The organism is Pseudoalteromonas ruthenica (genome assembly GCF_008808095.1).
Classification (GTDB): Bacteria; Pseudomonadota; Gammaproteobacteria; order Enterobacterales; family Alteromonadaceae; genus Pseudoalteromonas; species Pseudoalteromonas ruthenica.
Genome location: NZ_CP023396.1, coordinates 2,663,549 through 2,688,552, shown reverse-complemented (window position 1 = coordinate 2,688,552; position 25,004 = coordinate 2,663,549). Strand labels below are relative to the sequence as shown.

Here is a 25,004-nt window from a genome sequence, read left to right as displayed (position 1 = left end):
AGCAACAATTACTGCTGCAGGCAATAAAAAAGGCGCCGACGGCGCCTTTTTAATCAATAGCTTAGTTATAACTATTCGTCGTCTTCCACGAGCGTCATCAGTGACGTGTTGCCCCCTGATGCGGTGGTATCAATACTGATCGTTTTTTCGGTCAGTAGACGATTAATCAGTGTGTCGTAGTACTCGGCACTGATCACTGGCAGGATAGCGCCTTTACGGCCCGCGAGTTGCTGCGCGAAGTAACCTAAACGCGATGAGCGTGCGGCTACTACGGCACCGGCTAGGTGACGGTGAGCCAAAATTGCCTGTAGCTGATTGGGTTTTGCTACCTGCAACACGCCTTCGGCAACGCCTGTGGCAACGAACTTATCTCTGAATGCTTGCGCTTCTTCATAGAACAGTTCTGAGGCCACAGTGATCACTGTGTTACCGGCCGCTAATGCGGTGATGATAGAGATAGCCCAGAAATTAAAGGACGTACTCTTATCGGCATAACACACGACACAGCCACGAGGTTCGAGGTGCAGGGTGTTTGATTCCCCTGTTGGTCCTGGTAGCTCTTTGTGGCGTTTCATCCGCTTTTCGATACGGTTGATTTGTGCTCTGGCATCGCTCAAGGTCATTGCCAAGTCATCGGCTAGCTCATCGAGGATCTCTACCGTCGCCAACTTCGCCAGTAACTGACGCAATGCCGAAACACGATCATTCAACGCGGTAGCGCGCCAAATCTTCTCATCGCGTAATGAATTACTCATCAGCTCTTCAACTTTCTCGCTGGCGCCGGAGTAATGGTGAAGATCACGCTCATCAGGTGGCAAATCAGTCATTTGCACGTTATCAGGCGAGGCCTTCTCTTTGACCAAGCGCAATAAGTAGTTAGGGCCACCGGCTTTTGGTCCGGTGCCAGACAGGCCTCGGCCACCGAATGGTTGCACACCAACGATAGCGCCAATCATATTGCGGTTAACGTATACGTTACCGGCACGAGATTGACGAGCGACATACTGGCAGCGCTCTTCAATGCGAGAGTGCACACCCATGGTCAGGCCATAGCCGGTACCATTGATTTGATCGATCACATCGTCCAACTCACTGGCTTTGTAGCGAACGATATGCACGATAGGGCCAAACACTTCGCGCTTGAGCACCGATAAATCTTTGATTTCATACAGTCGCGGGGCAAAGAAGTACGCGCCGTTCTCGCTGTTATTAGGAATCGCACATTCATAATGCAAGGTCGCATTGCCTTTGAGGTACTCAACATGATCGTTGAGGGTTTTCAGTGCTTTTTCATCAATCACCGGCCCGATGTCGGTAGACAGGTAGGCAGGGTCGCCCACATGCAACTCGGCCAATGCGCCTTTGAGCATCTCAATCATGCCATCGGCAACATCTTCTTGAATAAATAACACGCGCAATGCTGAACAGCGTTGACCTGCACTTTGAAAGCCAGACTTGATGACATCATCAACAACCTGTTCCGGCAGCGCCGTCGAATCGACAATCATACAGTTTTGACCGCCCGTTTCGGCAATCAAGGGCACTTGAATGTCATTACGAGCCGCTAAAGTGCGGGAAATCAGCGTGCCTGTTTCTGTGGAACCTGTGAACATCACGGCCTGGATGCGCTCATCAGGAACAATATGCTCACCCACTTCGCTACCGCGAGCAATCACTGGCTGCACCACATGTTGTGGCAAGCCGACGGAATGCATCAGTTCAATGGCGCGCAAAGCGATAAGACTGGTTTGCTCTGCAGGCTTGGCAATCACGGTATTACCAGTAACGATAGCCGCTGCAACTTGGCCAAGGAAAATAGCCAGTGGGAAGTTCCATGGGCTGATACAGAGGATCACGCCACGTGCCTCGAAACGCTCGTCCTCGGCGAGTTCTTCGGCGCGTGCTGCATAGTAGCGGCAGAAGTCTACGGCTTCACGAACTTCATCGATGCCATCTTGGGTCACTTTCCCGGCTTCTTTTATACACAAGGCAACCAGCTCATCATGGTGGCGCTCAAGGATATCGCCGACACGACGCAATAAGTCTGCGCGCTCTTTTACTGGCGTTGCTGACCAAGAGATAAACTCTTTTTCGGCATTTTCCAATAAGGTCTTCATCTCTTCGCCACTTTGCAAATGCAATTGGCCAATGATTTCCTTGTGATTAGCAGGGTTACGCACTGCTAAGTTACCCTCAGCAACCTGATCGTCGCTAATACGATGTTCTTCGAACCAGGTATCAAGGTTTTCTTTTAGCGGCGTGATGGCATTGATATCAGTCAGGTCTAAGCCTTTTGAGTTGGCGCGTTCACTACCATAAAGCTCGATAGGTAATTTGATCTGCTTGTTGTATTTATTACGCAGACCCTGCAGGGTTTCTACCGGATCTGGCAGCAGTGCTTCTACCGGTTGCTTAGTATCAACAATGGCATTTACAAATGACGAGTTGGCGCCGTTTTCAAGCAGGCGACGTACCAAGTAAGCAAGCAAATCTTCATGCTGGCCCACTGGCGCATACACACGACATTGAATCTTTTCTTTGAGTACAATTTGGTCGTAAAGAGATTCACCCATACCGTGTAGGCGCTGGAATTCAAAGCCGTGATGGTCACCTTTGGCGACTTCTAAAATGGTCGCTGCAGTGTAAGCATTGTGAGTTGCAAACTGAGGGAATAGCGCATCACGTGCTTCCATTAGTTTGATAGCACAGGCTTTGTACGACACATCGGTGGTGGCTTTACGGGTGAAAACCGGGAAGTGGTCTAAACCGTCTTGCTGTGTGGTTTTGATCTCGGTGTCCCAGTAAGCGCCTTTAACCAAACGCACCATCAGTTTACGACCTACGCGACGAGCAAGTTCTGTAAGCCACTCACAAACAAAAATAGCGCGTTTTTGATAGGCTTGTACGGCCAGACCAAAACCTTGCCAGTCACCTAAATCAGGATCGCTGTATACCGCTTCAATGACATCAAGAGAAATATCTAGGCGATCGGCTTCTTCGGCGTCAACGGTGAGGCCGATATCGTATTTTTTCGCCAACAGTGCAAGCTCTTTTAGCTTGGGCACAATCTCTGACATGACGCGTTCACGGTGGGTGAACTCGTAGCGTGGATGAATTGCTGATAATTTAACGGAAATGCCGGGGCTTTTTACTGGGCCGCGACCATTGGCCGCTTTACCAATGGCATTAATTGCATTGACGTAGCTGTCGTAGTAGCGATCAGCATCCGCCATAGTGCGGGCGCCTTCGCCTAGCATGTCGTATGAATAAACATAGCCTTTGCGCTCGGTCTCTTCGGCGCGCTCAATGGCTTCATCAATGGTTTGCCCCATAACGAACTGCTTGCCCATGATCTTCATGGCATAGTTCACTGCTTTACGGATCACCGGTTCGCCAAGGCGGCCCATGGTGCGTTTTAGCAGGCCAAACTGTTCTTCTTTGTTTTTGTCGGTGTAGTTCACCATTTTTCCGGTGACCAACAAGCCCCACGATGAGGCATTAACAAATAGCGACTCACTGCTACCTAAGTGCGAACTCCAGTCGCCATTAGCGAGTTTATCGCGAATTAAATTATCCTGTGTTTCTTTGTCTGGCACTCGCAATAGCGCTTCGGCCAAACACATTAACACCACCCCTTCCTCAGTCGACAGGGAGAACTCATTTAACAGGGCATCAATACCGTTTTGACCATCTTGGTCCTTGCGAATATTCAATACCATTTGTCGTGCGCGCTCCCAAGCGCGACTGCGTGCCGTAACGCCTACTTCAGCCAGTGGTAAAATATGATCAATCACTTCATTTTCATCAATGCGATAGAAGTCACGGATCTTCTGGCGGATAGGGCATTCAGTAATCAAATTGCCTTCAAATAACATAAGCAACCCTCAAAATCATGGAGTCTAAAAATAGCAACTGTACCCACACCACAAGGTGAGATGGTGGGGCCTCGGTTACGACAATTACTACAGTGTAGGTCACCTCGCTGCTAAAACGCGAAGGTGAGATTGCACTCAATATGAATACATATTCGCGGGCATTCTAATGAAAATGCCGCAGAATATGCTGGTTTAATTTTTCGAAATACGATAATTTACAGGGCATATTTCTTCGTTGTCCGTATAAAATGCTGCTATGTCTTTAACAGCTAAACCTCGCACCTTAGACCGAATCGATCTCGCTATTCTCGACGTTTTACAACGCAATGGTCGGATCTCTAACGTCAATTTAGCTAAGCAAGTTAACCTCAGTCCTAGCCCTTGCCTCGACCGTGTAAAACGGCTCGAATCAGAAGGCTTTATTGAAGGCTATCATGCTAAGCTCAGTGAGCAAAAATTAAACCAAAGTTTATTGGCCCATGTGCAGGTGTCGTTAGTGACATCTAATACTTCGGTATTTAAAACTTTTAAAGAGCATATCCTCAATACACCACAAGTAGTGGAGTGCGATATGGTTGCTGGAGGCTACGACTACTTACTCAAGGTGCGTGTCAGTGATATGAACGAATACCGCCAAGTACTGGGAGATTTAGTGGATATTCCTGGAGTCGGTACGCATCATACGTACATGGTGATTGAAAAGGTAAAAGAAGATACCGGGCTCAGTATCGAGCTGTGAATGTCCTGAGCATGCAAACACAAGCTGTAATATAGAGTTTACGAATAGCGCTATTAGCGACTGGCAAAAAAAAGAGCACCTAGGTGCTCTTTTTGGCTCAATGCAAATTGAAAATAATGATTATGCCCATCCGTCATAGCGCTTGCGGCGCGACAAGATAACGGTGAGGATTATTCCTAAGAATAGACCAATAAATGCAATTGCCCCACCGTAGGTGAGTAACTGTCGCTTTTCTTTGGCCTTTAAACCTTGTTGTTTAGCATTAAGCGCGTCGCGCTCGGCAATCGCTTGATCTAGTTGAGCTTGCAACTGCTGGGCTTGCTCCTGCAAGTCGCGATTCAGCGTTTGTAGCTCGGGAAGCTGTGCTTGGGCATTGCGCAATGCCTGCTGAGTTTGTGCCAGTTGCTCACCAAGTTCCTGATATTGAATCTTTAAGCTTTTATCTTGGTTAATAAACTTAGTTTCAACCCAGCCTTGGCGCTGTTTATCATCGATTATCTCGAGAAAGCCGTTATTTTCTTCACCGCTCACCAGTGTCACTGGCGTGCCCGCATCAACTGAACCTAAAATGCGGTAGTTTTTACCTGCTCCAGAGTGCATAAAAATATACAGTTCATCACTGATATAGGCGGTGCCTTGTTCTGCGTGTGCTGCGGTGGTGAACAATGCGCTGAGCATAAAAGCAAGCGCGACACAGGCGTGTTTGACCATCCAACTTAACCTTGTTTTACGTAAATAATTTCTCCAATCCCAGCATAGTATGGGTTGGCGCAGTGATTGGCAAGGGTGATTTTGTAACTCACCGACGCTGGTAAAGGGGCAAAATAGCACGGCCAAATGGCAAAATGTTTGCATTCGTAGGCGGCTTTGTTTATGTTGTGCTTTTGACGATTTCATTGGTCTTCCTATAGCGCATGGACACTGAGATAGAGCTTAAGTTTTTAGTTTCCGAGGCGGTGATACCGTCCATACCCGCACTCATTACCCAGTTTGCAAAAACCGTAAAAAATAAACCCGCACGCAACCTGCAAAATGCTTATTTCGACACCCCAAGCCGAGAGCTTAGAGCATTAGATATTGGTCTTCGCACTCGCTGTTGTGACGGCATTTGTGAGCAAACCATTAAACTTGCAGGTGAGAACGTGGGTGGTCTACACCAGCGTCCAGAGTACAATTTGCCTATTGACGGAAATCGTCCAGAGCTGCACGACTTTGATGCCAGTATTTGGCCTCATGGGGTGCAAGTGGACGCGTTAGCCGACAATCTCTATCCGCTATTTAGTACTAACTTTATTCGTCGTACTTGGTTAGTTGAAACCCAAGCGGGGACTGAAATTGAAGTGGTGCTGGATAAGGGGGAGGTATCGGCCAACGCCAATGTAGAGCCGATTTGCGAACTTGAGATTGAATTAGTAAAGGGGGAACGCAGTGAGCTGTTTTCCCTAGCTGAAAAATTAATCGATAACCTGCCTCTACGCATGGGTTATTACTCAAAGGCAGCTCGAGGTTATCGGCTGGCGGATGACCAGCCGCTCAAAGCCAGTAAAGAGATTGGCCTTGTGCCGCTGAGCAACGATGACAGCCAAGAGCGGGCACTGGAGAAGTGCTTGAGTTATGGCATTGCTTTTGTACAAAAACACGAACAATGTTATTTCCAAAAGCCGACCCTTAAAACACTGAAACGGGTAACCGATGGTGTCAGTCTTATTCGCCATAGTTTGTGGCTATTCAGCGATATCGTTGAAAAACAAGCGACCGAGCGTCTGCGCGGCGAACTTAAGTGGTTACTGAGCGAATTAAGTTGGGTCGAGACGGCGATTCAACTGAAGACCTTTACCTCGAAAAAGCATGCTTATTATAAGAAAATCAATGCAGCACCAGAGCTGACTCAGGTGATAGGCGATCTAAAATCCATCCAACCAAGCATTGACGATGTCCAGGCTATATTCACTAGCACACGCTATAACCTGCTGTTGTTAGATTTAACAATCTGGTTGACCGAGCGAGGGTGGCGACAATCATGGGGGCAAGCGCAACTTCAGGCTGGTGAACAGCCAATTCATGATCTGGCGGCACGGCTACTCGACTATGATTGGCAGGAAATGAAAGAGCTCGTTGAGCCTCAACAGCCGCTAGCTAGCGAGCAATACTTACAGCTTAAGCAGCGCTTGGAACGCAATCTTTTAAGTGGCTGTTGTTTGGGCGCATTGTTTGATGAGTCTTTGCGCATGAGCTTCCGGGCGCCATGGCTAGATATTGTGCACGGCACTTTTGAATTATTCACCCTCGATTACCTCGGTCAGCTGTGCCAAGGTAATGAGAGCGAGCAATTCATCAAAATTCAGGCTTGGTTGACGCAAAAAACCGATAGTCTGTTGAGTGCCATGGAGCAAAGCCGAGAAGCGACTCGTGATGTTCAACCTTATTGGCGCGATTAGCCTACTTAGCCTCAGCTTTGCAGCTGGGGCTGAAATCCAACCTTGGCGGAATTATAAAAACCTCCCTGATTTGAAAGTGGTCTATACCGTCAGTAAAGATGGTATCTACCATATTTATGCTGAGCTTTTCGTTGCCGACGCCCGCACAGCTCAGTTACTGACGCTACTGTATAACACCCAACAAGCATCGCAGTGGTTGCATGCAGTACAAGAAGTTCGTCTTTTGCACTCGCAAGGCAATCGCAACCGCGTATACACGGTGATTAATTCGCCTTGGCCCGTTGCTGATAGGGAGCTTTATACACAAAGTTGCTATCAGCGTGTCAATGACTATACCACTGAGTTACGGGTGCATGCCTATAACCCAAATATCGCTCGTAAAAGTGATAGGGTACGCATCACAACCTTGACTGCTAACTGGCGAATGACGCAGCAAGACGACGGCTTACTTATCCGCTATCAGGTTTATGCCGACCCAGGTGGTAAGCTTCCACACTGGCTCAGTAATAAAGTGTCGTTGAAAAGTGTATCTAAATCTATGATGAGCTTGAAAAGTCAGTTAGCAGCAGTACAGGCTCTGCAAGTCGCGCCAATCAGTGTCGGCGATTGCAGCGAGGATTAACTGCCGAGAGTGGAGTTATAGCTATAAAAAAAGCGCCATATAGGCGCTTTTCAATTAACTTATAGGTAATTCACTTATAATCCAGCGTCGGCTTTAAGTGCCTGTGCTTTATCGGTCGCTTCCCATGGGAATTCATTGCGACCAAAGTGGCCGTAAGCCGCTGTAGGCTGGTAAATCGGACGTTCTAAGTCAAGCATTTGAATTAAACCATAAGGACGTAAGTCGAAATGCGTGCGGATCAGTTCGATTAAACGCGTTTCGTCTAATTTGCCGGTGCCAAAGGTTTCAACACTGATGGAGGTTGGCTCGGCAACGCCAATGGCATAAGACACTTGGATTTCGCATTTATCGGCCAGGCCAGCCGCGACTATATTTTTGGCAACGTAACGTGCTGCGTAAGCGGCAGAACGGTCCACTTTCGATGGATCTTTACCTGAGAATGCGCCACCACCGTGACGTGCCATACCGCCATAAGTATCAACGATGATTTTACGACCTGTTAAGCCGCAATCACCCATCGGGCCACCGATCACGAAGCGTCCTGTGGGGTTAATGAAGAATTTAGTCGCATCGGTAATAAGCTCGGCCGGTAGCGTTGGTTTGATAATGGTCTCCATGACTGCTTCAACCAAGTCATCTTGCGCAATAGAGTCGCAGTGTTGCGTTGACAGCACGACGGCATCGATACCAACGGCCTTGCCATTCTCATAAGCAAAGGTCACCTGTGACTTGGCGTCTGGGCGTAACCACGGTAATTCACCATTTTTGCGCACTTCGGCTTGGCGTTGTACCAAGCGATGTGAATAGGTAATGGGCGCTGGCATGAGCACGTCAGTTTCATTACAGGCATAACCAAACATCAAGCCTTGGTCACCTGCACCTTGCTCTTCTGGACGAGCGCGGTCAACACCTTGATTAATATCAGGAGACTGCTTACCAATGGTGTTTAGAATTGCACATGAGTCGGCATCAAAGCCCATATCGGAATGGGTGTAGCCGATTTCGCGCACGGTTTTGCGCGTTAACTCTTCAATGTCGACCCAAGCACTGGTTGTGACTTCACCACCCACCATCACCATACCGGTTTTGACATAGGTTTCGCAGGCTACACGGGCATGGGGATCTTGCGCCAAAATAGCATCGAGTACCGCATCAGAAATTTGGTCAGCGATTTTATCCGGGTGTCCTTCAGACACAGACTCAGAAGTAAATAAATGTTTTGCCATAAGTTTCTGCTCACAAGTATCGCGCTTCCCAAGATCATACCAGCCACTGGGTTGAGCGCAGCATAAATTAAGGCGCGTATTCTAGCTAAATCACAGGTGATTTCCTAGCTTTTTACGCCTAGACGTCTAAATAAAATTGATTGTATAGCGGTCTTTTGACCTTTATTGCTTGGTGTTTTTGTACTCTTTTAGTTATCAGTATTTTTATTCGTTATGAGTAATTCTAAAGTTACTCGTTCGATGCCCAATTTTTAATTGCAGGGGGCAGATGAATAAGTAAGAATGGGCTTTCGTCTTATTCTTTACCCGCGCCAGCATGAGCGCGAGTGAAGCCCCAGCGCAAATACATTTAAAGGTAGGAGAATTCATGCCATCACGCAAAGAACTTGCAAACGCCATTCGCGTGCTTTCCATGGACGCGGTTCAACAAGCTAAATCAGGTCATCCGGGTGCCCCGATGGGCATGGCCGATATCGCCGAAGTACTGTGGCGCGATTATCTTAAGCATAACCCGAGCAACCCTAACTGGGCTGACCGTGACCGATTTATTCTCTCAAATGGCCACGGTTCAATGCTGATTTATTCGCTTTTACACTTAAGCGGCTATGATCTTCCTATTGAGGAAATTAAAAACTTCCGTCAGCTTCATTCAAAAACTCCGGGCCACCCTGAATACGGTTACGCTCCGGGTATTGAGACTACTACGGGCCCGCTTGGACAGGGGATCACCAATGCGGTAGGCATGGCAATCGCGGAGAAAGCCCTTGCTGCTCAATTTAATCGCGCTGACCATGAAATTGTTGATCACTATACTTACGCTTTTATGGGCGACGGCTGCTTAATGGAAGGGATTTCTCACGAGGCGTGTTCGCTTGCAGGAACTCTAGGCCTTGGTAAGTTGATTGCGTTTTGGGACGACAATGGTATTTCTATTGATGGTGAGGTAGAAGGCTGGTTTAGTGACGACACTCCCGCGCGTTTTGAGTCTTACGGCTGGCACGTGGTTCGTAATGTTGATGGCCACGATAGCGAGGCTATTCGCGCTGCTATTGATGAAGGCCGCGCCCAAGGTGACAAGCCAACGCTTATCTGTTGTAAAACAGTGATTGGTTACGGCTCTCCTAATAAATCAGGAAGCCATGATTGCCACGGTGCGCCGTTGGGTGATGATGAAATTAAAGCTGCGCGCGAGTTCTTGGGTTGGTCTCATGACGCCTTTGCGATTCCTGATGATATCTATCAACAGTGGGATGCTAAAGAGAAGGGCACACAAGCAGAGCAGAGTTGGCAGGATAAGTTTGCGGCATACAAGGCGGCATACCCTGAGCTTGCTGCTGAGTTTGAACGTCGCCAAAATGGCGAATTGCCTGCTGACTGGGCTGAGAAGTCGCAAGCCTATATTGAGCAGTTACAAGCAAACCCTGATAGCCCAGCAACACGTAAGGCATCGCAAAATGCCTTGAATACCTTTGGTCCCATGCTACCCGAGTTTATGGGCGGCTCAGCCGATTTGGCCGGATCGAACTTAACTATTTGGAGTGGTTCAAAAGGCCTTAGTAAAGACGACGCGTCAGGTAACTATATTTTCTATGGTGTGCGTGAATTTGGCATGTCCGCCATTATGAATGGCATTGCCCTGCACAAAGGTTTCATTCCTTACGGTGCAACCTTTTTGATGTTTATGGAGTATGCACGCAATGCGGTGCGCATGGCTGCACTAATGAAGACGCCTAGCATCTTTGTTTACACCCACGATTCCATCGGCCTGGGTGAAGATGGACCGACTCACCAACCGGTTGAGCAAATGGCGAGCCTACGTTATACACCGAATCTAGTGAATTGGCGTCCATGTGACCAAGTTGAGTCAGCCATTGCGTGGCAGCAAGCGATTGAGCGCAAAGATGGGCCAACGTCGCTGGTCTTTACGCGTCAAGGCCTTGCTCAGCAAGCACGCGATGCGCAGCAGCTTGCTGATGTGAAAAAAGGTGGGTATGTATTAACCTGTGATGGCGAGCCAGAAGTTATTCTGATTGCCACAGGTTCGGAAGTACAGCTTGCTATGGATGCAGCTTCTGAGCTTCGCGCTCAAGGTCGTCAGGTACGCGTGGTATCTATGCCATCAACGGACTTGTTCGACCAACAAGACGCACAGTACAAAGAAAGTGTCCTACCCAGCAGTGTGACTCGCCGTGTCGCTGTAGAGGCAGGCATTGCCGACTTCTGGTACAAGTATGTTGGTTTGAATGGCAAAGTTATCGGCATGACTAGCTTTGGTGAATCAGCGCCAGCGGGCGAATTGTTTAAGCACTTTGGCTTCACCGTAGACAATGTGGTTGCGGCGGCCAACAGTCAGTTTTAAATAATTAGAGACGTAAAAAAACCCGCGAACTTCGCGGGTTTTTTGTTTGAAGATAAGCCTGTATTAGCAGTTTGTTTCTTCTGCACCGGCGTTTTCTTTAACATTTTCACACGCGTCTTCAACCGCGTTTTGAGTGTCAGTGATCGCCTCATCAATTTTTTCACCTGCCTCTTCGGCACCGCCACTGTCTTCACAGCCCATAGCGAATACTGCGGCAAATAATGTAGCGATAAATGCTTTTGTTGCTGAATGATTAAACATAGAACTCTCCTTGAATATTAACTCTTTAAATCTGGATTCAAATAACGTGTTTTGGTTGCGGTCGCGGGTTTCATCCCACCTGTGACCGCTTGTACTGTAAAATTAATAACTACCTTGGCGCTTTACCACGAATGGCGCCAGCAACAAGGGAGATAACCAGCAGTACCAAGAATACAAAGAAAATAATTTTAGCGATGCCAGCGGCTGCGCCAGCAATGCCACCGAAACCTAAAAGTGCTGCGACCAAAGCGATAACTAAAAATGCAATTGACCAACCTAACATAATGTACCCTCCATAGATTTGCGTTTCGGAATATACGTTGCTAAGTCCATGCCAACTTTTAAGATGTTGATTTTAATGGGTTTGTTGTTTTTTGTGGACTAGGGGAAAAGAAAAGCTTTCACTGTTTGTGTAAAAGATACAGATTAATTTTATGTTCATAGAACAAGCACTTGGGCAGGTGCTGAATACGGAGGAGGTGGTTTATCGGCACCAGAACCCAGTCATCAGCAGCCATGCCACCTATGATTGCTTTAGAGGCCTCTACTCTTCCTCGGTTACACTTTTTTTATCGGCCTGGGCAAGTCGAATTGTGCGCTGCTGCACTAGCTGAGATAAAGGCACAAGTTGGAAACCTTCACCCTCGAGTTCTTGCAATGCCTGTTGCAAGAACGCAAACGTTTCGGGGTAGGGGTGAGCAATTGCAACTGCGTAGTCATACTTATCAGCGAGAGTCTTTAACTGCTCAAAGCGATAACGTAGTTGCTGCTCGGTGGTAATATTGTCGAGAAAAACATGGCGAGCAATATTGCTGACACCGTATAGCCCGGCAATTGTTTGCGCTTTTGAATTGGGAGTTGTTTTACTGTCGAGAAAAAACAAATCTTGCTCTTTTAGCACTTCCATAGTCCAGCTCATCGGCGCATTTTGCTGTGTTAGCAGCGAGCCCATGTGATTATTGACGCCGCGCGCATTGGGTAGGCTGGCTAATGCCTTGCGTAACTCGTGTTGGAAAGCTTCTTTTGACATATCCATTGTCAGCCCCCCAGGCCCTAACGCTTTACCGTTTATAGCTTGCATAGGGGCATGCAAAAGCACCTCCTTATCTAAGGCCCCTGCCTGTTGAGCAAAGTGAGCGGCGTAAGGAGTAAAAGGGAGCACCGAATAGGTCACAGCGCCAGGCAAGTGCAAGGCAGCCATGTCGTTACGATGATAGCCGATGTCATCAATGACAATAGCGATTTGCTTCGCATGTACTGGTGATAAGAGCACCAGCACACACAACGTAGTCCATATTAAAAAGCGCACAATGTGTTTTTATCTTTGTTGATGATTAGTGTGCAGGCCCGTGCTTAAAGCCGAGCCTGCGTTTTTATTGTTCTAATAGTTGCTGAGCTTTTAGTAATTGTTTATCAAGCAGTGCGGTTAAGTTTTTATGCGCACTTTGCCCCTCAGCTAAGCTGATTATAACTTCTTTATTTGATTGCGAAAGGGCAGGTTGCAATATCGGCACATCAGGTACGATGCCAGTCCCCTCAATGGACACGCCAGAGGGGGTATAGTACTTCGCTGTGGTCAGCTTCAAAGCACTGCGGCCATCGCCTAAGGGGATCAATGACTGCACCGACCCTTTACCATAGGAGCGAGTCCCTACCACGGTTGCCCGGTCATTATCCTTGAGCGCACCGGCAACAATTTCTGCAGCGGAAGCGGAGCCCTCATTGATCAGCACGACCATGGGGGCGCCTTGAATTATGTCCCCTGCTTTCGCTTCAAAGCGTTGATTAGCCTCCACAAAGCGACCTCGAGTAGAGACGATAACACCTTGAGACAAAAATAAATCGGCAATGGCAATGGCACTGTCGAGGGTACCGCCTGGGTTGTCACGCAGGTCAATTAGCAAACCGTTGAGTATGGCGCCGTTGGCGTTTTGCATCATGGTGATGTGACGCGCGACATCATGAAAGCTATGATTGTTGAAGCTATTAATACGTAAGTAGCCCATACCATTGGCCTTGAGCTCACTGGCGACGCTTTCAATGTGGATAGGCTGACGGGTAAGCTGAAAGTCGAGGCGTTGTGAGTGGCCTGCGCGAGCAACGGCTAAATGCACTTGCCCATCTTCACGACTGCTGATCAGAGCAGAGACTTCTTCTAAGGTAGTGTTATTCACCTTAGTGCCATTGATAGAGACGATAACATCACCACGCTGTAAGCCAGCGGCCCGAGCGGGTGAGTTGGGTAGAGCGGAGATCACCACTATATGTTTATCACGCTGTTCTACCTCGATACCCAAGCCCTTGTATTGGCCATTGGTAACATCGAATAATCGTTTTAACTCTTGCTCATCAAGGAACTCGCTATATGGGTCAAGCTCTTGTAATAAACTGCTGAGTACATGTTGGTCTAACTTGTCGCGATCCACTTCCTCAACGTAGTAGTTGTTGATGTGGAAAAGCACTTCATCGAGTTGGCTGTCCTTTGCCAATGAAGCAGGCGCTAGCACCACTAAGGCTAAAAAACTGAGCCCCAGTAACAAGCGCTTGTATAGGTAAGTTGTGAATACAAACATCGGCTGCCCCCTTGAGGTGCAGCCTCTATTCAATTAGGAGGATTTGCACCATGTCGTTGGGTTAACGGCACGTCCTTTGTGGCGTATTTCAAAGTATAGACCAGGATCAATTTGACCGCCGCTCTGGCCTACTAAAGCGATTGTTTCGCCTTTATAAACCGGATCGCCCACTTCTTTAAGTAGTGCTTGAGCGTGGCCGTATAGGCTCATATAACCTTTGCCGTGATCGACCACCATGACCCAACCAAAACCTCTTAGCCAGTCAGCAAAGACCACTTGGCCATCCTCTATACTGGTTATACTGCTCCCTTCACTGGCTGCGATCACCACTCCTTTCCAATTGAACCCTTGGCGTTTACGGGTGCCAAAGCGGTGGGTAAGCTTACCCCGTGTCGGCCAAGTTAATTTTCCTTTACTGCTACCCAGACCTAACATAGCTACTTGGCGGTCTTTACTGCGCTCTAGCTCTGCTAAGGTATCCAGTAAGGTCTGCTCGTTATCTTTTAAATACGCTATTGAGCTTTGCAGTTGATTTAATTTACCTTGTAGCTCTTGGACCTGAGATTGTCGTTGCGCTTTCGCGGCAACTAATTGCTGTTGCTGCTGTTGTTCTTGCTCGCGTAGCTTCGCCAGTTGTTGTCTGTTTTGTTGCAGCGCTGCTTGGTTTTGCGCTATTTCACGCATTGTTTGTTGTAACGCTTCAAGCTGTTGCAAACGAGCTTTGTTGAAATAGTCGTAATAGCTAATGGTGCGCTCTAACTTGGCTGTGTCTTGTTGGTTTAACAGCATCTTTGAATAATCGTGCCCACCCACCATGTAGGCGCTCTTTACTTGGGCTGCAAGAACTTTATCAAGCTTTTTACGACGCGACTCCAGCTGTTCAGCCTGTTGTTGTAACTTTTGGTGTTGCCGTTCGTTGTCTGCGAGTTTGTTATCGAGCGCACGTAACTCCTTCGCATTTGCAGCGATAGCTTGCTCTGAGTTCTTGAGTTGGCTCTGTAACTTATCCAGCGAGCGTTGCTGCTGCTGATAATTTTGTTGGCTCTTTTTTAATTCTTGTTGGACTTCGGTTAAGTCTTGCTTGGTACGGTTCTCGTTAGCAAAACTATTGAAGCTTAGGAACGCCAAAAGCGTCGCGCACAGTAGCGACACTTTTTGACGTTTGTGACTCAATAAAACCATCGGCATCGAGATTACTTAAGACGCATGATGGGTGAACCAGTCATTTCTTCTGGCTGCTCCATGCCTAATAGGTGCAACATAGTGGGAGCTACGTCACTGAGCGTTTTGCCATCAATAGCTTGAGCATCACGGCCAACGTAAATGAATGGCACAGGCTCGCTGGTGTGGGCGGTATGCGCTTGACCAGTCTGTGGGTTTACCATTTGCTCGGCATTACCGTGATCGGCGGTAATTAAGGCCTCGCCACCGACTTGCTCTAACGCTTCTACCACGCGGCCAATACAGCTATCGACAGCTTCACAAGCTTTTACGGCTGCTGCAAATACGCCTGAGTGGCCAACCATATCGCCATTAGGATAATTACACACAATGACGTCATACTTGTTGCTTTGAATAGCCGCCACTAGTTTGTCGGTTAGCAGTTGAGAGTTCATTTCTGGTTGTAAGTCATAGGTAGCAACATCCGGCGAGGGGATAAGCTCACGGCTTTCACCATCAAACTCTTGCTCCCGACCGCCGCTGAAAAAGAAGGTCACATGAGCGTACTTTTCTGTTTCTGAAATGCGTAGTTGCGTTTTGTTATGTTTGGCAAGCCACTCACCCAGCACATTATTGAGTGGCTCTGGTGGAAATGCCACAGGCGCCTTGATGTCTGCAGCATATTCAGTCAGCATAACGAAACCGCTTAATTGCGGCGCTTTCTTTTTACTGAAGCCATTAAATTCGGCATCAACAAAAGCGCGACTCATCTGCCGTGCTCGATCCGCTCGGAAGTTCATAAATAACACTGCATCACCATCATTGATGGTTGCGGGGCTATCGCCAATGGTCGTTGCTTTTACAAATTCGTCATTTTCATCACGCTCATAGGCTGCATGTAACGCTGACACTGCATCTATAGCTTGATAGTCAGCTTCGCCGAGGACCATCAAGTTATATGCACTTTCGATGCGATCCCAGCGATTATCACGATCCATAGCGAAGTAACGCCCAACAACACTGGCGATACGACCTTTACCGAGGCGAGCGAATGTTTCATCGATGCGTTTAAGTGATGCTTCAGCGCTGCGTGGAGGCGTATCACGACCATCTAAAAAGGCGTGCATATAAATATGCTCAGCGCCGCGCTCGGCAGCAAGCTCAATAGCGGCAATAATATGTTCTTCGTGGCTGTGGACGCCACCTGGGCTTAATAGCCCCATCAGATGCACTGCTTTGTTCGCTGTTACGGCATTATCTATCGCAGTGGTAAGCGCTTTATTATCAGCAAATGTTCCATCGTCGATGGCTTTGGTAATGCGGGTAAAATCTTGATATACCACACGCCCAGCACCGAGGTTAACATGACCTACTTCAGAGTTGCCCATTTGCCCATCAGGCAAACCAACATCCATACCAGAACCGGAAATCAGAGTGTGCGGGCGCTGCTCCCAAAGCTTATCTAAAACGGGGGTGTTGGCGGCTAAAATCGCATTACTTTCGCTGTTTTCACGGTAACCCCAACCGTCCAGAATCATCAGTACGAGAGGTTTCTTTGGCTGTGTCATTGGATCTCCTGCTAGTGTCGGCACGACAAATGAATTGCTTGATACTAATTATTAAGAATACAGCTCTATGATGTTCACTGTGGCCACAGAACTGCGCTCTTATAATGTATCCTACCGTTTTTTATCCGCCTTAGCAGTAGAAAATATTTCATCAATTGGTAAGTCGAAGGCAAGTGTGTATACTTGTGCCGCCCGCAAGGTTTGAACAATACAGTAAGACGTATGGAACAATACATAGAATTTATCGGAAACCACCCTATTTTAAGCATCATTTGGCTAGCGATTGTCGCGATGTTGATATCGGGGTGGTTTAAAAGTAAGTTTTCTGCCATCAAGCAGATTAACCCACAGCAATTAACCCTTTTAGTGAATCGTGAAGATGCCGTCGTAACGGATATTCGCGCGCAAAAGGACTACAACGCTGGGCATATCTCTAATGCCGTGCACCTGAGCGCCGAAAAAGCAAAGCAGGGTGACTTTAGTGCGCTTGAAAAGTACAAAAGCAAACCCATTATATTGGTATGTGCGACAGGCATGACGGCTTCAGGTATTGCCAATGGCTTGAATAAAGCAGGCTTTGAAAGCGTATTTATTTTGTCAGGTGGAATGCAATCTTGGCAAAGCGCAGGTCTGCCTGTGGTATCAGGCCGATAACTTTATTAGGAAGCATTTATGAGTAACGTTGTATTATACACTAAAGCCTATTGCCCCTTTTGTCAGCGCGCGAAAGCCTTGCTGGATAAAAAAGAGGTAACTTACACTGAGTTTGACATCGGTGTACAACCAGAGCTACGCGATGAAATGCTCACCCGCGCAAATGGCGCGCACACGGTGCCGCAGATTTTCATTGGTGAGCATCATGTAGGTGGCTGTGATGATATGATGGCGTTAGAAGCCAGTGGCGAATTAAACACTCTGCTAAACGCGTAATTGCTTGCGAACATATATGCTGCCGCGTCCTCACGCGGCTAATTTATTGCAAAAAGAATTGATAGGAACAACAATGGAAGAACAAAATCAAGGCGCAGCACAAGAACAACAGGCGCAATTCTCTATTCAACGTATCTACACCAAAGATATTTCTTTCGAGACACCTAACTCACCTGAAATTTTCCAAAAAGAATGGAAGCCTGAAGTAAAGTTAGATTTGGATACTCGCTCAAACAAACTTGATAACGGTATTTTTGAAGTTGTATTAGCGTTAACTGTTACAGCAACGCTAGGTGAAGAGACGGCTTTCCTTTGTGAAATCCAGCAAGCAGGTATTTTCGCTATTGGTGAAATGGAAGAAGTGCAAACAGCACACATGCTTGGCGCTTTCTGCCCGAATGTATTATTCCCATATGCGCGTGAAGCCGTATCAAACTTGGTGAACCGTGGTACTTTCCCACAGCTAAACCTAGCACCAGTGAATTTTGATGCGCTATTTGCCCAGTACATGCAGCAACGAGCTGCTGAGCAAGCTGACGCATAAGTCATGACCACTTCAGCATCCAGCGCTGTAACGGTTTTAGGGGCGGGGTCTTATGGCACCGCCCTTGCTATTTGTTTTGCTCGAAACGGTCACAAAGTGACTCTTTGGGGCCGCAACAGCGACCATATACAGCGTTTAGCCGATGAGCGAAAAAATCAGCAGTACCTCGGTGATATCGCTTTTCCTGATAGCCTAGAGATGCAAAGTGATTTGCAAACAGCTGTTGCCAGTAGCGACATCGTTTTGGTGGTCGTACCTAGCCATGCTTTTGCGGATCTATTGCAGACCATCGCACCCATGCTACGCAGCGGTGCCAAGGTTGCCTGGGCAACTAAAGGTTTGGAACCGAACACTGGTCGTCTCCTTCAAGATGTCGCTAAGCAGCATCTTGGCGAAGATATGGATTTAGCGGTGTTATCGGGGCCAACCTTTGCCAAAGAAATGGCCGCCGGTTTACCTACCGCTATTTCGGTATCAGCCACCAGTGATGAGTTTTGTGAACGCTTATCGGGTTTGTTGCACTGTGGACGCTCATTCCGGGTTTATCGAAACAATGATTTCATCGGCATCCAATTAGGTGGTGCAGTGAAAAATGTCATTGCGATAGGCGCCGGGATTTCTGACGGCTTTGGTTTTGGTGCCAATGCTCGAACCGCGTTGATCACACGGGGCTTAGCGGAGTTATGCCGATTGGGTTGTGCACTGGGTGCCAAATCGGAAACCTTCATGGGCATGGCAGGTTTAGGTGATTTGATTCTTACCTGTACCGACAATCAATCGCGCAACCGTCGCTTTGGCTTAGCTTTAGGGCAGGGGCTCGATGTCGACTCTGCGCAGCAACAAATAGGCCAGGTCGTAGAAGGGTACCGTAACACCAAAGAAGTGTATATGCTGGCGAAACGCAGCGGTATCGAGATGCCAATTACTGAGCAAATTTACCAAGTCTTATATGAAAATAAGAATGTAAAAGAAGCTGCTATGGCTCTTTTAGGGCGCGAGCAGCGTGCAGAGTAAGCATTAAAATGAAGTAAAAAGCGCCGATGCAATCGCATGGCGCTTTTTTTATGAGCAAATTCGACTATATTGGAAAGGGATTCCCAACGGATTAATACCATGGCACAGGCGAAAAAAGCAGATAGCGAACGCCGCAGTGGTCAAAGGACGTTTCGCGAACATTATGCGAACTTGACCGGCGAACAGGTAGATAAGGTATATGCGCTCACCAAAATGGGCTTTGAGCTGGAGTTTGTTCGTACCATTAGTAAATACCGGCGGTTGGCGGTGCTGCGCCGCGATGATGAATTGGTCAGTGTCAATCACACTGGCGAGTGTAACTTTTCTCCCCAGATCAACTTGCGCAGTGATTCTTAGCCTCTTACCATGCAGGCACAATCAAGTTTTTATAAACGAAAAACATGGATATAGATGATTTGGGCGTATGCAAACAGGCGCAGCAGTTGCCGTGTTCGCATTATGATGAGCGTCCGCAAAGTGAAGTGTCCTTACTGGTGATTCACTGCATTTCACTGCCTGAGGGCCAGTATGGTACACCCTATATTGATGATTTATTCGCAGGGCAGATCGATTGCCAAGCACATCCGAGTTTTTCCTCACTCGCAGGCGTGAATGTGTCAGCGCACTGCTTGATCGATCGAGATGGGAAATTACGCCAATATGTGCCATTTACGCAACGTGCTTGGCATGCTGGAGTATCACAATTCGAAGGGCGCCAGCGGTGTAATGACTTTAGCATCGGCATTGAACTAGAAGGCACCGACAAGTCCACCTACACTCAAGCGCAGTATCTCACCTTGGCGCAATTAACAAAAAGCTTATTACGCACCTATCCGCATTTGAATAGACAGCGCATTGTGGGTCACAGCGATATTGCTCCCGGGCGAAAAACAGACCCCGGCGAAGGCTTTGATTGGGAACATTTTTTTGACCTTACTTTTGCCCAAGATTGCGATAAACTAAGGTCAACTTAAGCGAGCAAAGTAGTCGCCATGACTTTGATATCAATCTTATTTGCATTAATAGCTGAACGCTTAGGCGCTCGCTCAGCGCGTTGGCAAATAGCGACCTATGCGCACTGGTATGAGCGCAAAAGTGCGCCCCTGTTGTCGCGCTTGCAACAGCTGCATAACGGCATTGGGTTGTTGCTGTGGTTACTTGTGCCAACCTTAGTTATTGCTGTCTTTGTGCATGCGAGTGATTTTATTCTGTGGCAATTAGCGGTCAATACGCTGGTCATACTCATCTGCTTTGGTTGCGCGCACATGCGCGCGAATTATAAAGGCTACCTCAATGCCCTGACCCGAGACGACGGTGAAGCGGCCACTTTGTATGCGTTGCAAATGGGGCAAAAACGTACTGAAAATGAAAGCGGTGGTGAAACCTTTGCGCAAACTTTAGCGTGGGTCAATTTTCGTTTTTATTGTGCGGTGATCTTTTGGTTTGTTGTACTGGGCGCACCTGGGGCCGTTTTTTATGCCTTGGTACGGACTTGCGTAGATGACAGTGAGCAGACATCCCATCCTCTATCAAAACAGCATACATTGTTAGCTCGTGTCGGTCATTGGCTTGAATGGCCTGCTGCACGAATTGCCAGTTTGGGCTACTTAGTGATTGGTAACTTTAGCAAAGGCACGCAATGTTGGTTGCGCCATGTGCTCGATTTTAGAGTCAGCAATCGTCAGGTTATTACCGAAACTGCCTTGGCTGCTGAACAGATAGAACTGGCTCACTATGGCTGCACCATCGAAGCGCAGTGCATGATCCGCTTAGTAAAACGCAATGTGTTATTTTTCTTGGCACTGATAGCCTTACTTACTTTGTTTGGCGGCCTGTCGTAACATCCTCTATCAGCGTTTTATTTTTGCGCACCCCTTACACTCAGAGCGCGAGTCGATTACAATAGCCGCCATTCTTCTTAGACCTGTGTCTGCTTTGATGGCGGTAGTCTGTAATTATGGCAATAAAGCTTGCGATTAACGGTTTTGGGCGAATAGGGCGTAACATTTTACGCGCTTTGTATGAGAGTGAACGTCGCCACGAGTTCGAGATTGTGGCAATCAATGAATTGGCCAAACCTGAGGGCATAGCCCATCTACTAAAATATGATACTGCCCATGGGCGGTTTTCCTTTCCTGTTGAGCTTCGTGAGCAAGCTTTAGTCGTTGATGGCGATGAAATCGCCTTGTACTGCGAACAAAACCCGAGCGCTTTGCCTTGGCACCAACATGACGTTGATATCGTCTTGGAGTGTTCTGGGGTTTTCCATTCCCGTGAGGATGCGCAAAAACACCTTCAGGCAGGCGCTAAAAAAGTATTATTTTCTCAACCCGCAGATGCTGATGTTGATGCAACGATTATTTATGGTATCAACGATGATGTGCTTCACAGTGAGCAACATATTGTTTCCAATGGCTCGTGTACAACAAACTGTATTGTTCCGGTGATTCAAGTATTGGATGATGCTTTTGGCATTGAATCAGGCGCTATCACCACTATTCACGCGTCTATGCACGACCAACAAGTGATCGATGCGTATCACGATGATTTACGACGTACCCGGGCGGCTAGCCAGTCTATTATTCCAGTGGATACTAAGCTAGCGCGCGGCATTGAACGTATTTTGCCCAAGTTTCATGGCCGTTTTGAAGCGATAGCCGTACGTGTTCCAACCATCAATGTGACGGCGATGGATTTGAGTGTCACCGTAAATACTGATGTTTCCCTAGATGATGTTAATCAAGCGATTGCTAAGGCTGTACATGGGCGCTTGGCAGGTATTTTGGATTATACCGAGGAGCCATTGGTATCTGTTGATTTTAACCATGATCCCCATTCTTGTATCATAGACGGTACACAGACACGGGTTAGTCATAAACGGTTGATAAAGTTATTGGTATGGTGTGACAACGAGTGGGGGTTTGCCCATCGTATGTTAGATACCAGTGCAGCCTGGATGCGCCAATAAACGCAAATGAATAAAACGTATAACTAAGGAGAAGAGAATGTCGGTCATTAAGATGGCGGATTTAGATTTAGCCGGGAAGCGGGTGCTGATCCGTGAAGACCTCAATGTGCCAATCAAAGACGGTAAAGTAAGCTCAGATGCTCGTTTGCGTGCGGCGCTACCAAGCATCAAGCTCGCCCTTGAAAAAGGCGCTAAAGTGATGATTATGTCTCACCTTGGCCGTCCTACCGAGGGAGAATATGACCAGGCTTACTCACTGGCTCCTGTAGTTGACTATCTTAACAATGCCTTGTCACAAAATGTCCGTCTTGCCAAAGAGTACCTTGATGGCGTAGAGATTGGCGACAACGAAGTGGTTGTATTTGAAAATGTGCGCTTCAATCAAGGCGAAAAAGCCAATGATGAGACCCTCGCAAAACAACTTGCGGCGCTGTGTGACGTATATGTGATGGATGCCTTTGGTACTGCACACCGAGCACAAGCTTCAACCCATGGTGTAGGCCTTCATGCCCCAATCGCCTGTGCTGGCCCCTTGCTTGCGGCTGAACTGGAGGCACTCGGTAAAGCACTAGATAACCCGAAGCGTCCGCTAGTTGCGATTGTGGGTGGCTCGAAGGTATCGACCAAGTTAACCGTGTTAGACTCACTGTCAAACGTCGTTGACCAATTAGTGACAGGGGGCGGTATTGCCAATACCTTTATTGCTGCAGCTGGTCACCCGGTAGGTAAGTCTTTGTACGAGCAAGACCTTATTAGCGAGGCTCAGAAACTAACAGAGACCGCTCGCAGTAATGGCGGTGATATTCCGGTGCCAGTGGATGTGGTTGTCGGCAATGAATTTTCAGAGTCCGCGGTCGCGCAACTCAAAGAGGTTGCCGATGTCACCGAAGAAGACATGATTTTCGACATAGGCCCCGATACCGCTAAACAGCTTGGCGATATTATTGCGCAAGCGGGCACGATTGTATGGAATGGTCCAGTGGGCGTGTTTGAATTTGATCAGTTTGGTAATGGCACTCAAAGCATTGCCAAAGCCATAGCCGAATCATCAGCGTTTTCTATTGCTGGCGGCGGTGACACCTTGGCGGCCATCGATAAATACAATGTCGCGGATAAAATTTCTTATATATCCACAGGTGGTGGAGCCTTCTTGGAGTTCCTTGAAGGGAAAAAACTACCCGCAGTTGCTATGCTTGAAGAGCGAGCAAAATAACGAATAATCACCAGGCCGGCCTCTCTCACTTTGCCGGCCTTGTGTTTTGGGCATTAAGCCCTTGCTTGGGGAAACCAAGCTTCATCCCGTTCAAAAACCAGATAGTCTCGGTGCTATCAAAAATTGGAGATAAGCGAAATGGCTTTGATCAGTATGCGTCAACTACTCGACCATGCAGCAGAAAATGGTTATGGCGTGCCAGCCTTTAACGTTAATAACCAAGAGCAAATGCGTGCCATCATGGAAGCGGCTGATAAAACAAACAGCCCAGTGATTGTGCAAGGCTCAGCTGGTGCACGTAAATATGCAGGTGCCCCATTCATTCGCCATATGATCCTTGCTGCGGTAGAGGAGTGGCCTCATATCCCAGTGGTTATGCACCAAGATCATGGTACGTCTCCTGGCGTGTGCCAGCGCTCTATCCAGCTTGGCTTTTCATCGGTCATGATGGATGGCTCATTACTTGAAGATGGTAAAACGCCTTCATCTTATGAGTACAATGTTGATGTAACCCGTCGTACCGTAGAAATGGCTCATGCTGGTGGTGTATCGGTAGAAGGTGAGCTGGGCGTACTTGGCTCTCTAGAGACCGGAGAAGCAGGTGAGGAAGACGGTATCGGCGCCGAAGGCAAGCTGACACAAGATCAACTGCTTACTGACCCAGAAGAAGCAGCGGATTTCGTTGCTAAAACCAATGTCGATGCGTTGGCTATTGCTTGTGGCACGTCACATGGAGCTTATAAGTTCACCCGCCCACCAACAGGGGACATTCTTGCTATCGATCGTATCAAGGAAATTCACGCCCGTATCCCTAACACTCACTTGGTTATGCACGGCTCATCATCCGTCCCACAAGAGTGGTTAGCGATTATCAATGAGTACGGTGGTGAGATCCCAGAGACCTATGGTGTGCCTGTTGATCAGATTGTTGAAGGCATCAAGCATGGTGTACGTAAGGTGAATATCGATACCGACCTACGTTTAGCTGCAACAGGGGCTATTCGTCGCCACCTCGCGCACAACACCGCGAATTTTGATCCGCGTAAATACCTAGCGGAGGCAACGAAAGCGATGACGGAAATTTGTGTTGATCGTTATCAAGCTTTTGGCACAGCAGGCCAGGCCGACAAGATTAAGCCTATCTCGTTAGATGATATGCACCTTCGTTACTTGAACGGCGAACTGGATGCAAAAATAAAATAGTCGCGTTCACGACTTGAATGAGCCTCGCATAAGCGGGGCTTTTTTATGGATCACTATTTTACTGAGTGGATCATAGTGGGATCAGATTTTTATCAACTGCACTGATTATGGGATCACGTTCTTACGCGCTGCTCAGGCGATGAAACTATATGTGGTTGATATTTAAACAAGGTTTGAGCGAGATTTATACACATAAAGAACATCACTTGGTAAGAGTGTGATCTCAGGGCAGATCAATGGGTAAAACTCTGATCCACTGATAGCCAGCTTGGTATAAATCTGATCTTGTAACGGCTCAGTTGGTAAGACT

General features: G+C 47.7%; 23 protein-coding genes. 14 read left to right on the top strand and 9 right to left on the bottom strand.

Translation table 11 applies throughout. The features are described from left to right. Positions 1–71: 71 nt before the first annotated feature. Positions 72–3,875 carry a bifunctional proline dehydrogenase/L-glutamate gamma-semialdehyde dehydrogenase PutA gene (gene putA, locus PRUTH_RS12480; protein WP_151173399.1) on the bottom strand — a complete coding sequence of 1,268 codons (3,804 nt, stop codon included), beginning with the start codon at positions 3,873–3,875 and terminating at the stop codon, positions 72–74. Positions 3,876–4,131: 256 nt separating this feature from the next. Here putA and PRUTH_RS12475 point away from each other — a divergent pair, with 256 nt between their 5' ends. Continuing rightward, complete coding sequence (locus PRUTH_RS12475; RefSeq protein ID WP_022943369.1) at positions 4,132–4,614, top strand: Lrp/AsnC ligand binding domain-containing protein; 483 nt, start codon at positions 4,132–4,134, stop codon at positions 4,612–4,614. Positions 4,615–4,734: 120 nt separating this feature from the next. Here PRUTH_RS12475 and PRUTH_RS12470 read toward each other — a convergent pair whose 3' ends face one another. Further along, positions 4,735–5,325, bottom strand: a complete 591-nt coding sequence (locus PRUTH_RS12470) for a TIGR04211 family SH3 domain-containing protein (protein ID WP_022943370.1) — start codon at positions 5,323–5,325, stop codon at positions 4,735–4,737. 203 nt (positions 5,326–5,528) lie between these two features. Between PRUTH_RS12470 and PRUTH_RS12465 the strand changes: the two genes are divergently transcribed. Together PRUTH_RS12465 and PRUTH_RS12460 are read left to right on the top strand one after the other, a co-directional pair. Then, positions 5,529–7,052 (top strand): CYTH and CHAD domain-containing protein, encoded by a 1,524-nt coding sequence (locus PRUTH_RS12465; protein WP_022943371.1) that lies wholly within the window; start codon positions 5,529–5,531, stop codon positions 7,050–7,052. Next, positions 7,027–7,674 carry an START domain-containing protein gene (locus PRUTH_RS12460; RefSeq protein ID WP_151173398.1) on the top strand — a complete coding sequence of 216 codons (648 nt, stop codon included), beginning with the start codon at positions 7,027–7,029 and terminating at the stop codon, positions 7,672–7,674. The genes PRUTH_RS12465 and PRUTH_RS12460 overlap by 26 nt, the downstream gene beginning before the upstream one ends. 74 nt (positions 7,675–7,748) lie before the next feature. Here PRUTH_RS12460 and metK read toward each other — a convergent pair whose 3' ends face one another. Next, entirely contained in the window at positions 7,749–8,900 is a 1,152-nt protein-coding gene (metK, locus tag PRUTH_RS12455; protein ID WP_151173397.1) for a methionine adenosyltransferase, read from the bottom strand. Between the two features lie 367 nt (positions 8,901–9,267). On the opposite strand from metK, the gene tkt reads away from it, so the two are divergent. Continuing rightward, complete coding sequence (gene tkt, locus PRUTH_RS12450) at positions 9,268–11,259, top strand: transketolase (RefSeq protein WP_138547074.1); 1,992 nt, start codon at positions 9,268–9,270, stop codon at positions 11,257–11,259. Between the two features lie 63 nt (positions 11,260–11,322). Here tkt and PRUTH_RS12445 read toward each other — a convergent pair whose 3' ends face one another. From PRUTH_RS12445 to gpmM, 6 genes are all read right to left on the bottom strand, one after another. Beyond that, complete coding sequence (locus PRUTH_RS12445) at positions 11,323–11,520, bottom strand: hypothetical protein (RefSeq protein ID WP_022943375.1); 198 nt, start codon at positions 11,518–11,520, stop codon at positions 11,323–11,325. Positions 11,521–11,629: 109 nt separating this feature from the next. Further along, entirely contained in the window at positions 11,630–11,803 is a 174-nt protein-coding gene (locus PRUTH_RS12440; protein ID WP_022943376.1) for a DUF1328 domain-containing protein, read from the bottom strand. Positions 11,804–12,064: 261 nt separating this feature from the next. Continuing rightward, on the bottom strand, positions 12,065–12,829 hold the full coding sequence (locus PRUTH_RS12435; protein WP_138508713.1) for a divergent polysaccharide deacetylase family protein: 765 nt from the start codon (positions 12,827–12,829) through the stop codon (positions 12,065–12,067). Positions 12,830–12,893: 64 nt separating this feature from the next. After that, complete coding sequence (locus tag PRUTH_RS12430) at positions 12,894–14,093, bottom strand: S41 family peptidase (RefSeq protein ID WP_151173396.1); 1,200 nt, start codon at positions 14,091–14,093, stop codon at positions 12,894–12,896. Positions 14,094–14,126: 33 nt separating this feature from the next. After that, entirely contained in the window at positions 14,127–15,281 is a 1,155-nt protein-coding gene (locus tag PRUTH_RS12425) for a murein hydrolase activator EnvC family protein (RefSeq protein WP_306669445.1), read from the bottom strand. 5 nt (positions 15,282–15,286) lie between these two features. Next, positions 15,287–16,822, bottom strand: a complete 1,536-nt coding sequence (gene gpmM / locus PRUTH_RS12420) for a 2,3-bisphosphoglycerate-independent phosphoglycerate mutase (RefSeq protein WP_151173395.1) — start codon at positions 16,820–16,822, stop codon at positions 15,287–15,289. Between the two features lie 222 nt (positions 16,823–17,044). Between gpmM and PRUTH_RS12415 the strand changes: the two genes are divergently transcribed. The 10 genes from PRUTH_RS12415 to fba all read left to right on the top strand — a co-directional run bounded on the left by PRUTH_RS12415 (position 17,045) and on the right by fba (position 24,694). After that, on the top strand, positions 17,045–17,476 hold the full coding sequence (locus tag PRUTH_RS12415) for a rhodanese-like domain-containing protein (RefSeq protein ID WP_022943381.1): 432 nt from the start codon (positions 17,045–17,047) through the stop codon (positions 17,474–17,476). Positions 17,477–17,494: 18 nt separating this feature from the next. After that, on the top strand, positions 17,495–17,752 hold the full coding sequence (gene grxC, locus PRUTH_RS12410; protein WP_045979274.1) for a glutaredoxin 3: 258 nt from the start codon (positions 17,495–17,497) through the stop codon (positions 17,750–17,752). Positions 17,753–17,825: 73 nt separating this feature from the next. Next, a complete protein-coding gene (gene secB / locus PRUTH_RS12405; RefSeq protein WP_022943383.1) occupies positions 17,826–18,296 on the top strand; it encodes a protein-export chaperone SecB in 471 nt (156 codons plus the stop codon). A 3-nt stretch (positions 18,297–18,299) separates the two neighbouring features. Further along, on the top strand, positions 18,300–19,310 hold the full coding sequence (gpsA, locus tag PRUTH_RS12400; RefSeq protein WP_045979275.1) for an NAD(P)H-dependent glycerol-3-phosphate dehydrogenase: 1,011 nt from the start codon (positions 18,300–18,302) through the stop codon (positions 19,308–19,310). A 99-nt stretch (positions 19,311–19,409) separates the two neighbouring features. Next, positions 19,410–19,667, top strand: coding sequence for a hypothetical protein (locus PRUTH_RS12395; protein WP_045979276.1), 258 nt, complete (start codon positions 19,410–19,412; stop codon positions 19,665–19,667). Positions 19,668–19,711: 44 nt separating this feature from the next. Further along, entirely contained in the window at positions 19,712–20,284 is a 573-nt protein-coding gene (gene ampD / locus PRUTH_RS12390; protein ID WP_151173394.1) for a 1,6-anhydro-N-acetylmuramyl-L-alanine amidase AmpD, read from the top strand. Between the two features lie 18 nt (positions 20,285–20,302). Continuing rightward, positions 20,303–21,151, top strand: a complete 849-nt coding sequence (gene ampE, locus PRUTH_RS12385) for a beta-lactamase regulator AmpE (RefSeq protein ID WP_138587715.1) — start codon at positions 20,303–20,305, stop codon at positions 21,149–21,151. Between the two features lie 116 nt (positions 21,152–21,267). Next, positions 21,268–22,278, top strand: coding sequence for an erythrose-4-phosphate dehydrogenase (gene epd / locus PRUTH_RS12380; RefSeq protein ID WP_022943388.1), 1,011 nt, complete (start codon positions 21,268–21,270; stop codon positions 22,276–22,278). A gap of 37 nt (positions 22,279–22,315) precedes the next feature. Continuing rightward, positions 22,316–23,491: a phosphoglycerate kinase gene (locus tag PRUTH_RS12375; protein WP_151173393.1), complete on the top strand. Its 1,176-nt coding sequence runs from the start codon at positions 22,316–22,318 to the stop codon at positions 23,489–23,491. Between the two features lie 138 nt (positions 23,492–23,629). Beyond that, the gene (fba, locus tag PRUTH_RS12370) at positions 23,630–24,694 is read left to right on the top strand and encodes a class II fructose-bisphosphate aldolase (protein WP_022943390.1); all 1,065 of its coding nucleotides are present in this window, start codon (positions 23,630–23,632) and stop codon (positions 24,692–24,694) included. The last annotated feature ends 310 nt before the right edge of the window (positions 24,695–25,004 follow it).

Coding starts and splice junctions, on each gene's coding strand:
- PRUTH_RS12465 (WP_022943371.1), top strand. CDS start 5,529: ATGGACACTGAGATAGAGCTTAAGTTTTTAGTTTCCGAGGCGGTGATA.
- gpsA (WP_045979275.1), top strand. CDS start 18,300: ATGACCACTTCAGCATCCAGCGCTGTAACGGTTTTAGGGGCGGGGTCT.
- PRUTH_RS12445 (WP_022943375.1), bottom strand. CDS start 11,520: ATGTTTAATCATTCAGCAACAAAAGCATTTATCGCTACATTATTTGCC.
- grxC (WP_045979274.1), top strand. CDS start 17,495: ATGAGTAACGTTGTATTATACACTAAAGCCTATTGCCCCTTTTGTCAG.
- PRUTH_RS12470 (WP_022943370.1), bottom strand. CDS start 5,325: ATGGTCAAACACGCCTGTGTCGCGCTTGCTTTTATGCTCAGCGCATTG.
- PRUTH_RS12425 (WP_306669445.1), bottom strand. CDS start 15,281: ATGCCGATGGTTTTATTGAGTCACAAACGTCAAAAAGTGTCGCTACTG.
- PRUTH_RS12440 (WP_022943376.1), bottom strand. CDS start 11,803: ATGTTAGGTTGGTCAATTGCATTTTTAGTTATCGCTTTGGTCGCAGCA.
- epd (WP_022943388.1), top strand. CDS start 21,268: ATGGCAATAAAGCTTGCGATTAACGGTTTTGGGCGAATAGGGCGTAAC.
- PRUTH_RS12375 (WP_151173393.1), top strand. CDS start 22,316: ATGTCGGTCATTAAGATGGCGGATTTAGATTTAGCCGGGAAGCGGGTG.
- PRUTH_RS12430 (WP_151173396.1), bottom strand. CDS start 14,093: ATGTTTGTATTCACAACTTACCTATACAAGCGCTTGTTACTGGGGCTC.
- gpmM (WP_151173395.1), bottom strand. CDS start 16,822: ATGACACAGCCAAAGAAACCTCTCGTACTGATGATTCTGGACGGTTGG.
- fba (WP_022943390.1), top strand. CDS start 23,630: ATGGCTTTGATCAGTATGCGTCAACTACTCGACCATGCAGCAGAAAAT.
- putA (WP_151173399.1), bottom strand. CDS start 3,875: ATGTTATTTGAAGGCAATTTGATTACTGAATGCCCTATCCGCCAGAAG.
- ampD (WP_151173394.1), top strand. CDS start 19,712: ATGGATATAGATGATTTGGGCGTATGCAAACAGGCGCAGCAGTTGCCG.
- PRUTH_RS12460 (WP_151173398.1), top strand. CDS start 7,027: ATGTTCAACCTTATTGGCGCGATTAGCCTACTTAGCCTCAGCTTTGCA.
- metK (WP_151173397.1), bottom strand. CDS start 8,900: ATGGCAAAACATTTATTTACTTCTGAGTCTGTGTCTGAAGGACACCCG.
- secB (WP_022943383.1), top strand. CDS start 17,826: ATGGAAGAACAAAATCAAGGCGCAGCACAAGAACAACAGGCGCAATTC.
- tkt (WP_138547074.1), top strand. CDS start 9,268: ATGCCATCACGCAAAGAACTTGCAAACGCCATTCGCGTGCTTTCCATG.
- PRUTH_RS12415 (WP_022943381.1), top strand. CDS start 17,045: ATGGAACAATACATAGAATTTATCGGAAACCACCCTATTTTAAGCATC.
- ampE (WP_138587715.1), top strand. CDS start 20,303: ATGACTTTGATATCAATCTTATTTGCATTAATAGCTGAACGCTTAGGC.
- PRUTH_RS12475 (WP_022943369.1), top strand. CDS start 4,132: ATGTCTTTAACAGCTAAACCTCGCACCTTAGACCGAATCGATCTCGCT.
- PRUTH_RS12395 (WP_045979276.1), top strand. CDS start 19,410: ATGGCACAGGCGAAAAAAGCAGATAGCGAACGCCGCAGTGGTCAAAGG.